Genomic DNA, 14,443 nt, shown 5'->3' on the forward strand with positions numbered 1-14,443 from the left:
TGGCGCATGCACCGGTGTGTCGTTTGCCTGCAGTGGCCTTGCGCTGCGTAGGCATGCCTTACATGACGCGCCAACGCGCGCATGCGACCGCCGGGCTGCATGCCCTCGCCTGCAGGAGTTCTTATGGATCCGTTCGAGGCGTATCCGGCCGATGCCGGGCGCCGCCACTTTCTCATTTCCGGCACGGCAGCCGTGGCAGCGTTATCGCTGCCACATCTCGCCAGCGCTGCCGCGGCCACGCGCATGCCATCCACCTCCTCGCCCCACTCGTCCACTCACGGAGTCAAGCAGATGTCCAATTTCGTCAAACGTCCCGACGGCGCCAACATTTTCTACAAGGACTGGGGCAAGGGCCAACCGGTCGTGTTTTCGCACGGCTGGCCGCTCAGCGCCGATGCCTGGGATGCGCAGATGTTGTTCATGGGCCAGCACGGCTTCCGCGTGATTGCGCATGACCGCCGCAGCCACGGCCGTTCGTCGCAGACCTGGGATGGCAACGATATGGACACCTACGCCGACGATCTGGCCGCGGTGATCGAGGCGCTGGATCTGAAGGACGCGATCCTGGTAGGCCATTCCACCGGCGGCGGCGAAGTGGCGCATTACGTTGGCCGCCATAGCAGCAAGCGCGTGGCCAAGGTGGTACTGGTGGGCGCCGTGCCGCCGCAGATGGTCAAGAGCCCGACCAACCCGGGCGGCCTGCCGATGAGCGTGTTCGACGGCATTCGTGACGGTGTGGCCAAGGATCGTTCGCAGTTTTATCAGGACCTGACCACGCCGTTCTTCGGCGCCAACCGCGATGGCCACAAGGTCACCCAGGGCATGCGCGATGCGTTCTGGCTGCAGGGCATGTTGGGTGGGCATAAGGGTCAGTACGACTGCATCAGGGAATTTTCCGAAGTCGATTACACGCCCGACCTGAAGAAGATCGATGTGCCGGCGCTGGTGGTCCATGGCGACGACGATCAGATCGTGCCGATCGATGCGTCCGGCAAGATGTCGGCCAAGATCATCAAGAATGCAGAATTGAAGATCTATGCCGGCGCGCCGCACGGCCTGACCGTGACCCATGCGGACCAGTTCAACAAGGATCTGCTGGCGTTCGCAAAAGCCTGACCGAAGTTGGATGGATCGGCGAAAGGCCGGCTCGACAGAGCCGGCCTTTTTTGATCTGGCGCTAGTGATCGCGCAAGCACAGCTCACGCCCGGACAGGTTGTTGTCGGGCGGTATCGACGCTGCGCTCGGACCTACACCTTGCCAGTGATGGATCCCGATTCGCACACTGGCCAGGTCTGCCTGACGGTGAGAGTCGTTGCTGTTCGCTGCGCTTCTCAGGCTCAGTCGAGATCTTGGTTGACTGAGGGCATCATGCGCTCGCCGCTCTCAGGACACGCCGCATGCTCCCGGCACCGTGGCGCTTCAGCGCAGCAACCAGTCGGCCAGCAGGAACCCGACGCTCATCGCCACGACGAGCAATGCACCGGTCAGACGTGGCGGAGCGGGCAACGGCAAGTCAAGCAACCGGCAGCCGATGCCGATCGCCAATGCGAGCAGGACCCCGAGCACTGCCAGGCTCATGCATCGCCCTGCCGGCCAACGCGGCCGCTGGGTCCGCCGCAATGCTCTAAATTCCTCGCGGCACGCCGGGCCAGAAAGCGGTCGGCCAGTGCATAGCCGCACGTCATTGCCAGCACCAGCAGCGCGCCGACGAAGGCCGTCGGTGCAGGCGATGGAATGCCGGCCACACGGCAGCCGAAGCCGATTGCCACACCCAGCGCGACACCGCTGATGAACTTCCAATTCATGGCATCAGATATCCGAGTGCGCGTGCGGCGGCAGCGCAGCACCGCCGCCACCGACGAAGTGGCGCACCACCGGCGCGCGCTCGCCGTGATGCAGGGCGCGGATCTGTTCCTGCAATTGGCGGTCGTCGCCGGTGACGCGTTCGTGCTGCCGCAGATGCTCCAGCCATGAGGCGACGATGAAGTATTCCAATTGCACACCCGGCGTTGCAGCGTCTTCGGCAATGCCCCAGACCACGGCGCCGTCGCGGCGGCGCGCGTTGCCCAGTTGCGTCATCAACTGCAAGAACGCGACGCGTGCCTCGGCAGCGATACGGTATTCCACCGTGACCAGCACCGGGCCGCGGTCGTGCTCGACGCGATCGGTTTGCGCAGGTGCAGGCCAATGTCCGCCGGGGGCGAGGTCCAGCTGTTCGGTTCCGGCAATCCGCGCGCGTTTGACCAATAGCGCGGCGATCACTGCACCGGCAGCGGCGATCTGCAGTGCTGTCGCAATCGACGTGCGTTGCGCCAACGCACCCCATAACAGCGAACCGCCGGCCATGCCTGCGGAAAACACCACGATGTACAGCGACAATGCACGCGCACGCACCCACGCAGGGACGGCGGTCTGTGCGGCGATCTGCAACGACGACAGCACCGTGATCCAGGCCAGACCGTTCACCACCATCACCACGCACAACACGCCAAGCAGCCGCGACAACGCCAACCCCAGCAGCGATGCGGCGCACACCAGGGTGGCAACGAACACCAGCAGATCGCGGTCGTAGCGCGCACGCAGGCGTGGCAACAGCAAGGCGCCGCTGATTGCGCCCATGCCAATGCAGCCCAGCAAAATGCCGTAGCTGCCGGCGCCCAGCTGCATATCGCGGCGGACCACCAACGGCAGCAGCGCCGTCAACGCGCTGGCGAACACGAAAAAGCCGGCAGCCTTGATCAGCACCGCCTGCAGGCGACCGGCGCGCGCGGCGTAGCGCAACCCTGCGCGCAGGCCTGCGCCAAAGCTCTCCGGCGGCAGCGCCGAGGCACGCACATCGCGGCGCCACCGCCACAGCACGTACAGCATCACTCCAAAGGTCAGCCCGTTGAGCAGGAAGGCCCACGGCGGGCCGAATTGCGCCACGATCAGCCCACCCACGGCCGGGCCGATCGATCGCGCGATGTTCATGCCGATCGAATTGAGCGCCACCGCCGAAGCCAGCATCGGGCGCGGCACCAGTTCCGACACGATCGCTGCCTGCGCCGGCATCGCCATTGCTGCGCCCACGCCCATTGCAAAGGTGAGCGCCACCAAGACCCACGGCGTCAGCAACTGCAGATGCGCCAATAACGCGAGCATACCGGCCACCAGCAGCATCCAGGCCTGGGTCAACAGCAGGTAGCGACGACGGTCGACGATGTCGGCCAGCGTGCCGGCGACCAGTGCCAATAGCACCACCGGCAAGGTGGTGGCCGACTGCACCGCCGCCACCATCAATGGCGAGCCGGTCTGTTCGGCCATCACCCAGGACGCGGCGACATCATTGATCCAGGTACCGACGTTGCTGCCCAGGATCGCCAGCCACAAGGCACGGAAGACCGGCTCACGCAGCGGCGCCCAGGCACCACCTTCGGCAGGTGCGGCAGAAACAGTCATCGCGGCAAGGCTCCAGGCAATGGGACGAAACAGACAACGCACAGGTGTGCCGCGCGCAACGCACAGGCACGCAGATGTGCTGGCGATACCGCCATCAGAACGCGAAGCACGCGCATCCCAAGGCGCCCCAGAAGCTACGTAGATCATCGGTTGGGACCGCATGTCGCCCGGCGTGCGCGTGCGCGCCGTGGGCACGACACGCGTGGCCGTGTGCATGCGTGTGCGTTGCAGCGGACAGCCCGCTTACCGCGCCTCCAACCTGGTAGCCGCCGAACCGATTCACCGGCGACCAGTCCGGCATGGCAGGCGGCAGCGTGGGAGCGAGCGCAGCAAAGTCGCCATCGCCATGCACAACACGCCCGCCCAGCACGGTCAGCACGCTGGTGATGTCGGCGATGGCCGCATCGTCGATGCGGAAGTAATCGTCAGACAACACGATGAAGTCGGCCAACTGCCCTACCGCCAAGGTGCCCTTACGGGTCTCGTCGCCGGAAAACCAGGCGCTGCCCTGCGTCCACAAGCGCAACGCCTGTTCGCGATCGAGCAGATTGTCCTCGCCATACAGGGCCAGACCGCCCACCGTTCGGCCGGTGACCAGCCACGACAGCGCCACCCACGGGTTGTAGCTGGCCACGCGCGTGGCATCGGTGCCTGCGCCGACCGGAATTCCCGCTGCGAGCATGCGTCGCACTGGCGGCGTCTGACTTGCAGCCTGCACACCGTAGCGCTGCACGAACGCCTCGCCCTGGTAGGCCATACGATGCTGCACGGCGATGCCGCCGTTCAAGGCGCGGATGCGTTCGATATTGCGCGGGGTAATCGTTTCGGCATGGTCGATGAACCAATGCAGGCCGTCGAACGGGATGTCGGCGTTGACCTTTTCGTAGACATCGAGAATGCGCGCGATGCTTTGGTCGTATGTCGCATGGATACGAAATGGCCAGCGCTTTTCCACCAATAGCCGCACCACCTGCTCCAGCTCGGGCTCCAGCGCCGCCGGCAGCTCTGGGCGCGGCTCGCTGAATTGTTCGAAGTCTGCCGCGGAAAACACCAGCATCTCGCCGGCGCCGTTGTGACGCAGCAGGTCATCGCCCTTGCGCACCGGCAGTAAGTCGGTCCAGCCGCGGAAGTCCTCGACCTCCCTGCCCTTGTTCTGGGTGAACAGGTTATAGGCAATGCGCACGCTCAGTTGGCCGGCTGCGTGCAGCTGTTCGATGACCTGGTAATCCTCCGGATAATTCTGGAAACCACCACCGGCGTCGATCACCGAAGTGATCCCGAGCCGGTTGAGCTCGCGCATGAAATGGCGAGTGGAATTGGCCTGGTATTCCAGCGGCAGACGCGGGCCTTTGGCCAGACTTGCGTAAAGGATCAACGCGTTGGGCTTGGCCAGCAGCAACCCCGTGGGGTTGCCCAACTTGTCGCGCTCGATGCGCCCGCCCGGCGGATCCGGCGTGGTCTTGTCGTAGCCGCAGGCTCGCAGCGCGGCACGATTGAGCAAGGCACGGTCGTACAGATGCAACAGAAACACCGGCGTGTCCGGCGCGATGGCGTTGATCTCCTCGAGCGTGGGCAGGCGCTTTTCAGCGAACTGATGCGCAGTGAAACCGCCAACCACGCGCACCCACTGCGGCGCTGGCGTGCGATCGACCTGCACCTTCAGCATGGCCATGGCGTCGGCCAGCGAGCGCACGCCATCCCAGCGCAGCTCCAGGTTGTAGTTCAGACCACCACGGATCAGATGGGTGTGGCTGTCGTTGAGGCCGGGCAGCAACCGCCGCCCCTGCGCATCGATGGTGCGCATGCCCTGCGCCAAGGCCATGATCTGCGCATCGTCGCCGACTGCCACGATGCGTCCATCGGCAACGGCGATGGCAGTGGCACTGGGCTGGCGCGGATCGAGCGTGGTAATGCGCGCATTGCGAACGACGAGATCGACCATGGGAGACTTCCCTGACGCAGACGAGGCAGCCGGCAATGCACCCAACGCAAGACCGGCTGCGGCGCCCTGCATCCACAAGCGTCGACCGGCATCGTGATTGCCCGCAGTGGGGCTCATGCCGCGCGCCTACGCAGACGATCCAGCGACCAGTCGCCACCACCGACTGCAGCCAGTGACAGCAAGACGACCATCCACATCAGCGGATACTCCATGCCGCCGTGCATCCAGAACCATCCGTTGGGAATGGCAACCAGCACGGTGGTTGCGATGAACAGCGCTGCCAATGCGGCGCTGGCACGCGTCCACATTCCCAGCAAGACCGCCAGCCCGGAGAGGGTCTGCATCAGGGCCAGCAGCAGCGGTAACGGTGCAGCGGATGGAAGGCCGAACTGCTGCAACTCGGCGGCGAACCCGGTCAGGCCCGGTCCACCGAACCCGCCCAGCAACTTGCCCAGCCCATGCGGCAGCAGGAAGCCGCCGCCGGCGATGCGCAGCATCAGCAACGCTGACGAAAGTCCGGCGGTGCCACGTGGTGCCGATAGGTTCAATGCCCGCCTTCCTGCGCACCGAACATGCTCTTGGCGTACTGGATGCCGATCCCGTAGCCGCCAGCATGCGCGCGTGCAATGCCGGTGGTCAGCGCATAGGTGTCGCTACGTGCCCAGTCGCGCTGCAATTCCAGCAGGTACTGCACACTGGTCATGGGCGCAGCGCCGGCCTGCACCATGCGCATAACGGCACGTTCGTGCGCCTCGTCGCTCACGTCGCCGCAAGCATCGGTGATGACGTACACCTCGAACCCTTGGTCGATCGCCGACAGTGTCGGGCCCACGATGCACACGCTGGTCCACAGACCGGCGATCACCAGACGCTGCTTGCCCAGTGCGTTGATGCGATCGATCACGCCCTTGTCTTCCCAGGCGTTCATGCTGGTGCGATCCAATACCGGCTCATCCGGAAAGATGTCCGGCAACTCCGGGAACAACGGGCCGGAGAACGATTTTTCTGCGACGGTGGTCAGGATCACCGGCACCTTGAAGCCTTTGGCGCCCTTTGCAATCAAGGACACATTGTTGCGCAGCGCCGAAATGTCGATGGTGTGCGTGGCGAACGCCATCTGCGATTGATGGTCGATCAGAATCAGGGTGTGATCGCCAGGCGATAGCAAGGATGTGCCGGGCACGGCAATTGCAGTGGTCATGCGGGTTGCTCCATGGAAAGTGACACCGATTCATCGCCGCGCCGCTGCGATGAGGGCATGTGTGCAGCCCCGCATGTCTCCATCGCCGTCTGCGCGGCGAAACGCGCCGGCGTGCACCCGGTGGCGTTGCGAAAGCTGCGAACGAAGTGGCTTTGATCGAAGAAGCACAGATCGGTGGCGATCTGGCTGATGGTGTGGCGGCCTTCGCGCAACATCGCCTGGGCACGTTCGAGCCGACGATGACGCAGGTATTCCATCGGACTGGCGCCGACCGCATCGCGAAATACGCGGGCGAAATGGAAGCGGCTCAGACAGGCAGCTTGCGCGAGATGCGCCACGCTGACAGGTTCGTACAGATGCGTGTCGATGTACTGCATTGCGCGCGCAACAGCGCGCACACGCGGCGCCTGCGTTTGCATGCGTCCTGCAGCACGCGTCTCGGGGCAAGCGATGGCAGTCAGAGGTGCCACGGGGCGTCTCCGGGGGGAATGACCGCATGGTGCCGGGGACAGCCTCGTTGCCCTACCCCTGATGGTGAGGTGAATCTTTCCCTCTTTCGGGGGAGCGCTTGCACGTCTTCGCCACGGGCAGCGGCCTGGATGCAATGCGCGTTCGATCGAGCGCGGCGTCATGCCCCGATGCAGTGCCAGTGCGATCCAGAGAGCGCAGACGCATCGCCACACATCGCGCTGATCAGACGGCGCGCGGTTGTTCAATATCGCGATCAACATGCAACAGCGCGTCGCGGCGACCGCCAAGCAACCGCAACCGCAACGCGGTGCAGTGAGGCTGCAGCATGCCGAGGCGTTGCGCGCCGCCCTACGGTTCGCGCATCACGCGCGCGGCCTGAGTCAGTCGCTAAACGAATTCTTCCCGCACGTCCCTCCCCCGAAAGAGGTGGTGGTGCTTCCCCCGATCCCGCCCGACAATGATGCGATGCCGCATGCGTCCGTCATCCATTCGCTTTGCTTGTCGCGCTTGCGCGCGGCAGCGGTGGTGGCGCTGTGGTGGCTACTCCTGCTCTGTCGTCCTGCCTGCGCAGCCGGCATCGCCGCGACTCGCGACGGGCTGCTGCAGTTCCACCACACGGCCTGGAGCATCGAGCGCGGTGCGCCGGCCGACATCTGGGACATCCAGCAAGCTGATGGCGGCGCGCTGTGGCTGGCGACTGGCTTCGGGCTGTTCAAGTTCGACGGCGAACACTTCACCCGGCAGGCAGCGCCGGAGGGCGAAGCCTATGCATCGCACAACATGACCGCACTGTCGCTGACCAACGACGACGGCGCGTGGATCGGCTATTTCAATGCCGGCATCGATCGCCTGGCCGACGGCCATCTCACCCATTTCGTCCCCGGCAAGGATGTGCCGGATGGGATGGTCTTCCGCATCGAGCGCGATGGCAGCGGCCGTCTGTGGGCCGCCATCGATGGCGGGCTGTGCTGGTTTGACGGACAACGCTGGCATCGCGCCGGTGCCGACTGGGGCTACCCGGAATCCAGCGCGCAATGGCTGCTGCGCGATCGCCGCGGCATCTTGTGGGTGAGCGATGGCAGCCGCATCCTGTCGCTGCAACCGGGTGCACGACGCTTCGAATCCAGTGGCCAGCAGGTCGGGCACTTCACCACCATGGCCGAGCACCCGGGCGGCGCGATCTGGGTCGCCGATCCGCACCGCGGCGTGTTCGCGCTCACCGATGCGCATGGCGTGGTGTTACCCGCCGTGGCACGCAACCGGCTGCAGTTTCCCGGCTTGTTCGCGCACCGCATCCGTTTCATGCGCGATGGCGCGCTGTGGGGCAGCGACTACATCGCAGGCGGGGTGTTCCGTGTCGCCCAACCCACATCGCCGGCGCCGGTGCTCGAACGCTATGGCCCGCTGCAGGGTCTGACCTCCTCCACTGCCGGCCCGCTGCTGGAAGACCACGAAGGCAACCTCTGGGCCGGCACCAATCTGGGGCTCAACCGCTTCCGCCATCGGGCCCTGCTGCCGCTGGCGGCATTGCTGCCCGGCCAGACCACGGCGGTGGCGGTCTTTGCAACCGTCGCCACGCCAAGTGCACCGGTGTTGCTGGCGGTCCTGCGCGACGAGCGCCAGCTGGCATTGACGCGGACCGGCATCCAGGCCCTGCAACGCGGCGCGCCTGTCGGCGTGCTCCAGGTGCCGTCCAACGCCAACGGCTGGTTGCTCGGCGACAACCGCCTGCTGCGCCTGCACGCAGGCCGCACTCACTCCCTGCCCCTGCCGCAGGATGCGCGCACCGGATCGATCCGCGCGTTTGCCGTCGATGCCCAGGGCTCGCCCTGGGCGTGTCCCGATGCCAGCGGCCCGCAGCGCTGGGACGGCCATCGCTGGCAGCCGATTGCGAGCTTGCAGGACCAACCCTGTTCGGTCCTGGTGGCCGCGCCCGATGGCGCGCTGTGGGTAGGCAGCGTCACAGGCGAGCTCAGCGTGCTGCGTGGCGGGCAGGTGCAGCACTACACCGCCAACAACGGCTTGTCGGTCGGCCCGATCACCGCCATTTGGCGCAGCGCAGCCCTCACCCTGGTGGCCGGCGAAAGCGGGCTGGCAGTGCTCGGCAGCGATGGCCGCTTCCAGCAGGTGGCCGATCAGGCCAATCCGGTGTTGCAGGGCATCACCGGCATCGCGCGCGACCGTCACGACACCTTCTGGTTGAACGGCAATCGTGGCGTCGTGCAAATCGGCCGGCAGGCATTGCTGCGCAGCCTGCGCAGCGGTCTGGTCAGCCCCACGCTGCGCCTGTACGACATCATGGATGGCCTGCCCGGCGTCGCCCAGCAGGCCACCCCGGTGCCGACCGCGATCGCCGCGGCCGATGGCCTGCTCTGGTTCACCACCAACCAGGGCCTGGCCTGGCTCGACCCCGAGCAAACCTATCGCAACACAACCGCGCCGAAGGTCTTCATCACCGAGGTGGTTGCCAACGACCGCCCTTACCCGCGTCAGGACGGCCTGCACCTGCCCAAGTGGACCGACCGTCTGCGCATCGGCTACGACGCCATCAGCCTCACCCGCCCGGAGCGCGTGCGGTTCCGCTACCGGCTGGAGGGGGTGGATGCACGCTGGCAGGACGCCGGCAACCGCAACGAGGCCTTCTATACCAACCTTGCACCGGGGCGTTACCGCTTCCGTATTGCGGCCGCCAACAACGACGGCCTGTGGAATGCACGCGGCGACACCCTGGCCTTCGTCATCGAACCGGCCTTCATCCAGACCTGGCAGTTCAAGGCCTGCTGCGCGCTGGCGTCGCTACTGGCGCTGGGCGTTGCCTGGCGCATGCGGACCCGGCAGGTGGCCGGGCGCCTGCGCGCGCGTCTGGAAGAGCGCTACCGCGAACGCGAACGCATCGCCCGCGAATTGCACGACACCTTACTGCAGGGCACCCAGGGGCTGATCCTGCGGCTGCATGCTGCCAGCCGCTCGCTTCCCTGGAACGATCCGCGCCGGCTGGAGCTGGAACAGGCGGTGGATCTGGCCGAAAACGCGCTTGCCGAAGGCCGCGATCGCGTCAACGGCTTGCGCGACAGCCAGTCCCTGCACGAAGACCTGGCCGCCGCCCTGCAACGGGCGCGCAACGCCAGCATGCCGCCGCCAACGGCCGCACTGCAGGTCTGCGTCGAAGGCCGGCCCATGCGCCTGCGTCCCCTGGTGGCCGACGAGCTGTTCCAGCTCGGGCGCGAAGCGCTCGCCAATGCCGACCGGCACGCCAACGCCACCGGCATCGCGCTGGAACTGCGTTACGGTTCTCGTGACTTCACGCTGCGCATCCGCGACGATGGCCGCGGCCTGGACCCGGACGTGCTGCACGGCCACGCCCGCACCGGGCATTGGGGCCTGACCGGCATGCAGGAACGCGCGCAGCGCATCGGCGCCAAGATGCAGCTGTGGTCGCGTCCCGGCAGCGGCACCGAAATCCAGATCACCCTGCCCGCCCGTGCCGCCTACCTGCGCGCCAAGCGGTGGTGGTGGCCATTTCACACCGCACGACCCACGGAGAGTTCCAATGGCTGAGATGGCCCGACCAACCGGGGTGCTGGTGGTAGACGACCATCCGCTGCTGCGCGATGGGCTCAGTGCCATGCTCGCCGCCGAGCACGACATGCGCGTGGTCGGCGAAGCGGAAGACGGCGAGCAGGCAGTGGCCTGCTACATCCGCCTGCGCCCGGACGTGGTGTTGATGGATCTGCAGATGCCGCGCATGGACGGGGTCGAGGCCATCCAGCGCATCCGGCAGGTCGACTCCGCCGCCAAGGTCATCGTGCTGACCACCTATACCGGCGACGTGCGCGCGGTGCGCGCCCTGCAGGCAGGCGCCTGCGGCTACCTGCTCAAGAGCGCGCTGCGCCGCGAGCTGGTCGACACCATCCGCGACGTGCGCCGCGGCCAGCGCCGGCACGTGCCGGCCTCGGTTGCCGAAAACATCGCCGCCCATGTGCTCGACGATGCCCTGTCCGCGCGCGAGACCGAAGTGCTGAACCTGGTCGCCACCGGCTGCTCCAACAAGCAGATCGGCAGTGCCTTGAGCATCTCCGAAGAAACCGTCAAGGCCCATATGAAGAACATCCTGGGCAAGCTCGGCGTGCGCGATCGCACCCATGCGGTCACCGTCGCGCTGCGGCGGGGGATCCTGTCGCTGGAGACCTGAGCGGCGGCTCGCCCATCCTGGGCGCAGCCAGCGGCGGCTTTTGCTACGCGGTCGACCATTCTTGAACGCGAGGCGACACGCGCGATAGCTCCGCGCGCTCAAACCGATCGGCTTACGCTATCGTATGCACCGCCAAGCGGCATGGGGGCCGCTTCAGCATCTGGTTCGGCAGCCGATAACGGCTACGTCCAACCGCCGCACTGCGCTGCGGCGGCACTCGACTCACTCATTTAAACGCGTTCAGGGGAATTGCGATGCTTCGTCACTCTTTGCGGGTGCGCCTGCTGTTGCCGGTGCTGGCCTTGGTGCTGGTTGTGGTGGTCACACTGACAGTCGTCCTGTCCATCACGGAAGCCAACCGGGTCCGATCCGAGGCAGAAGCCGCAATCGGCCGGCAATCGCTTTCGCTACAAACGTTGTTCGCTGTCACGCGCACGATGATCCTCGATCGCGTCAATTCTTCGATGCGCCAGCTGCGCAAGGAAGCCGGTACACAAGGCAGCCCCAGCCTGGGTGGCGAAGTTCGCGTAGCCGACCGTAGTGCCAACGATCTGCTGCTGGGCCAGAAGCCGCAGGCCAACAATTTCACCCTGCTGGACGAAGTGACGGCAATCCACGATGGCACCGCGACGTTGTTTTCGCACACCGGCGAAGACTTTGTGCGCATTTCCACCAACGTCAAGAAGAACGACGGCAGCCGCGCGATCGGCACCGTGCTCGACCCAAGCGGCCAGGCGGCCGCCAAACTTCGCAATGGCGAGAACTTCTACGGTGTGGTCGACATCCTCGGCTCACCTTATATCACCGGCTACGAGCCGATCTTTGGCGGCAACGATCGCAAGGTCATCGGCGCCTGGTACGTCGGGTACGAGGCCGATACGCAGGCATTGGAAAACGTGGTCAGCAGCCGTCGCGTGCTCGAGTCTGGCTTCATCGCCGTGTTCGACAGCAAGAACAAGCTGCGCTTCCACTCTTCCACAGGCGCGACCACCGATGCGGCCACCATCGAGCGCATCGTCAAGGAGATGCCCGACGATTGGGTCGTGACCAAGCAGGAAGTACCCGATTGGGGATTTACTCTGGTGTCGGCCTATCCTGAAAGCGACATCAATGGCGTGATCATTCGGCAGTCGCTGTGGATCGCCGGCATCGGCCTGCTGATCTGTGCGCTGCTGGTCGGCGTGCAGTGGGCACTGATCTGGAGCCGGGTGTTGCGCCCCATCCAAAACCTCACCACCGTGGCCGAAGAATTGAGCCTCGGCAAGTGGAACCACACCATCGCAGAGGTCAACCTCAAAGATGAAATCGGTACGCTGGCGCGCGCCATCTCCCGCTTGTCCAACAGCGTCCGGTTGGCCATGGAGCGCCTCAGCAAACGCTGAGTCGCTGTCACCCATTCCGTACCTGATGCTGCAAGGAAGACGCCATGTCCACTGAATTCCGTCCGCTGATCGAGATCCTGCGCGAGCTCAAAGCGCTGGCATTGAAGAAGGCGTCCGGCTTTCTGTTCATCGTCACCGAGGAAAACCACTCCTGCATTGTCCGCATCAACAGCGGGCAGATCGAAGAAGTGGTGTTCCGCATGCTGCGCAATGACGAGGCGGTGCAACGCCTCACCATGGTCAACGCAGCCAAGGCGCGCTTCCAGGCCGACCCCGGGGCGGGCCTGGGCAAACCCTCGCTGTTGAGCGACGACTCGCGGCAGTGGTTGATGGGCGGTTTTGAACAGGATCTCGGCGGCGCACCGTCGCCGGTGCGTGCGCCGGTTGCCCCGACACCGGCTCCTGCCGCAGCTGTCGCAAGCGCGAGTGCGGCGCCGGTCGCCAGTGGCGACAACGCCGGGCCCGACGAGCGCGTTCGCAGTGCACTGGAATCGGTCGCATTGAACTACCTCGGCCCGATCGCCGGCATGCTGTGCGATGAAGCCTGGGACGCCTCCAGCGACATCGAGCAGGTGCTCAGCCAGCTCGCCGCCAACCTGGCGACACCCCAGGAAGCACAGAAGTTCATGGCCGACGCCCGCGTGGCATTGGCCAAGGTTCGCTGAGGAGCATCTCAGTTCGGCTCCTGCATCAAGGCCGCGCACTGCGCGGCTTTTTTTTGTGGGCGCGGCAAGGGCGCCGGCCATGCGTTGCAACATCAAGCCACGTCGAGGCAGGCCGAACATCGGCTATGCGTTGCTGGTCTGCGAGGCGTGCGCAGTGGCCAGCGTGACGATAGATCATGGCATCCGACCCAGGCTCGGCCTGTCGGCCATCAGCAAGCGCGCAGCTCATGCAGATCGCAATGCGCCACGAAGCGCTGCAGATTGCCCGACAGACGTTTTTGCCGGTGCTGGATCCGGTAAAAGCGCCGGGTCAGCCGCGGCAAGGTGGTCTGCAGAATCACCAGCCTGCCCAGCGTCACCAGGTCCTGCACCGCGCACAGCGATAGGCAGGCCAGTCCCAGTCCTTCTGCCGCCGCCTGCTTGATCGCCTCGGTGCTGCCCGGCTGCAGGTCGCTGTGCAGATGATGCAGGTGCGGCAGTAAGACCTGTTCTACCGCCTCGCGCGTGCCGGAGCCGGGCTCGCGAAGCAGCCAGTGCGCCTGTCGCAAGGCCTTCAACGGAACCCGTGCCTGCATGGCGGCCTGCGCCACTGCATGCGTCGGTGCCGCCACGATCACCAGCTCGTCCTGTCGCCAAGGCACGACCTGGAGGTCTGCCTCATGGCACGGGCCTTCGATCAAGCCGATATCCACCTCCAACCGGCTCACCGCGGCGGCCACCTCGCGTGTGTTGCCGATGACCACGTCCACCGCCGCGCCCGGCCACGCGCTTCGATAGCTGGCAATCAGCGCCGGCAACACATAGTTGCCGATGGTGGTGCTGGCCCCCACGCGAAGACGCGTGAGCAACGGCGCAGCCGCGGCAGCGGCACTCCCAAGGCCGAACTGGCCTTCGATCTGCTGCACGCCATCGAGCACTGCCCTGGCCTGCGGCAGCAATGCACGGCCATTGTCGTTGAGCAATAAACGCTTGCCGATGCGGTCGAACAGCTGTGCGCCGAGCAGGCTCTCCAGTTCGTTGAGCGCACCGCTGGTAGCCGACTGCGATAGCGCCACACGCTCTGCGGCCGCAGTAGTGCTGCCGGTATCGGCCACGGCCGTGAAGATCAGGAGCTGCCGCAGGGTCAGGCGCATGGAGCTATCGATTACCTG

The 14,443-nt window shown here is 65.7% G+C and carries 13 protein-coding genes; 5 read left to right on the forward strand and 8 right to left on the reverse strand.

Going from position 1 to position 14,443, the window contains the following annotated elements:
• The first annotated feature begins 291 nt into the window (after window positions 1-291).
• A complete protein-coding gene (locus ACCQ07_RS11400; RefSeq protein ID WP_029820848.1) occupies window positions 292-1,116 on the forward strand; it encodes an alpha/beta fold hydrolase in 825 nt (274 codons plus the stop codon).
• A gap of 304 nt (window positions 1,117-1,420) precedes the next feature.
• Here the strand turns inward: ACCQ07_RS11400 and ACCQ07_RS11405 are convergent, their stop codons facing one another.
• The 7 genes from ACCQ07_RS11405 to ACCQ07_RS11435 all read right to left on the reverse strand — a co-directional run bounded on the left by ACCQ07_RS11405 (window position 1,421) and on the right by ACCQ07_RS11435 (window position 7,001).
• The gene (locus tag ACCQ07_RS11405) at window positions 1,421-1,579 is read right to left on the reverse strand and encodes a XapX domain-containing protein (RefSeq protein ID WP_008577142.1); all 159 of its coding nucleotides are present in this window, start codon (window positions 1,577-1,579) and stop codon (window positions 1,421-1,423) included.
• A complete protein-coding gene (locus ACCQ07_RS11410) occupies window positions 1,576-1,806 on the reverse strand; it encodes a DUF1427 family protein (protein ID WP_011347415.1) in 231 nt (76 codons plus the stop codon). Before ACCQ07_RS11410 ends, ACCQ07_RS11405 begins: the two co-directional genes overlap by 4 nt.
• Before the next feature lie 4 nt (window positions 1,807-1,810).
• Window positions 1,811-3,439 (reverse strand): MFS transporter, encoded by a 1,629-nt coding sequence (locus ACCQ07_RS11415; RefSeq protein ID WP_277573873.1) that lies wholly within the window; start codon window positions 3,437-3,439, stop codon window positions 1,811-1,813.
• Between the two features lie 94 nt (window positions 3,440-3,533).
• On the reverse strand, window positions 3,534-5,381 hold the full coding sequence (locus ACCQ07_RS11420; protein ID WP_372363337.1) for an amidohydrolase: 1,848 nt from the start codon (window positions 5,379-5,381) through the stop codon (window positions 3,534-3,536).
• Between the two features lie 113 nt (window positions 5,382-5,494).
• Window positions 5,495-5,929: a DoxX family protein gene (locus tag ACCQ07_RS11425; RefSeq protein WP_184421693.1), complete on the reverse strand. Its 435-nt coding sequence runs from the start codon at window positions 5,927-5,929 to the stop codon at window positions 5,495-5,497.
• Entirely contained in the window at window positions 5,926-6,582 is a 657-nt protein-coding gene (locus ACCQ07_RS11430) for a hydrolase (protein WP_372363338.1), read from the reverse strand. The genes ACCQ07_RS11425 and ACCQ07_RS11430 overlap by 4 nt, the downstream gene beginning before the upstream one ends.
• On the reverse strand, window positions 6,579-7,001 hold the full coding sequence (locus tag ACCQ07_RS11435; RefSeq protein ID WP_029819527.1) for a helix-turn-helix domain-containing protein: 423 nt from the start codon (window positions 6,999-7,001) through the stop codon (window positions 6,579-6,581). Before ACCQ07_RS11435 ends, ACCQ07_RS11430 begins: the two co-directional genes overlap by 4 nt.
• Window positions 7,002-7,518: 517 nt before the next feature.
• Here ACCQ07_RS11435 and ACCQ07_RS11440 point away from each other — a divergent pair.
• From ACCQ07_RS11440 to ACCQ07_RS11455, 4 genes are all read left to right on the forward strand, one after another.
• Window positions 7,519-10,611 carry a sensor histidine kinase gene (locus tag ACCQ07_RS11440; protein ID WP_372363339.1) on the forward strand — a complete coding sequence of 1,031 codons (3,093 nt, stop codon included), beginning with the start codon at window positions 7,519-7,521 and terminating at the stop codon, window positions 10,609-10,611.
• Window positions 10,604-11,245, forward strand: coding sequence for a response regulator (locus ACCQ07_RS11445; protein WP_372363340.1), 642 nt, complete (start codon window positions 10,604-10,606; stop codon window positions 11,243-11,245). The genes ACCQ07_RS11440 and ACCQ07_RS11445 overlap by 8 nt, the downstream gene beginning before the upstream one ends.
• A gap of 254 nt (window positions 11,246-11,499) precedes the next feature.
• Complete coding sequence (locus ACCQ07_RS11450; protein WP_011347407.1) at window positions 11,500-12,627, forward strand: Cache 3/Cache 2 fusion domain-containing protein; 1,128 nt, start codon at window positions 11,500-11,502, stop codon at window positions 12,625-12,627.
• 44 nt (window positions 12,628-12,671) lie between these two features.
• On the forward strand, window positions 12,672-13,292 hold the full coding sequence (locus tag ACCQ07_RS11455) for a DUF8082 domain-containing protein (protein ID WP_008577922.1): 621 nt from the start codon (window positions 12,672-12,674) through the stop codon (window positions 13,290-13,292).
• 209 nt (window positions 13,293-13,501) lie between these two features.
• Here ACCQ07_RS11455 and ACCQ07_RS11460 read toward each other — a convergent pair whose 3' ends face one another.
• Window positions 13,502-14,425, reverse strand: coding sequence for a LysR family transcriptional regulator (locus ACCQ07_RS11460; protein WP_372363341.1), 924 nt, complete (start codon window positions 14,423-14,425; stop codon window positions 13,502-13,504).
• Between the last annotated feature and the right edge of the window lie 18 nt (window positions 14,426-14,443).

It is taken from the genome of Xanthomonas sp. NCPPB 3583, from assembly GCF_041475715.2.
Lineage (GTDB): Bacteria > Pseudomonadota > Gammaproteobacteria > Xanthomonadales > Xanthomonadaceae > Xanthomonas > Xanthomonas euvesicatoria.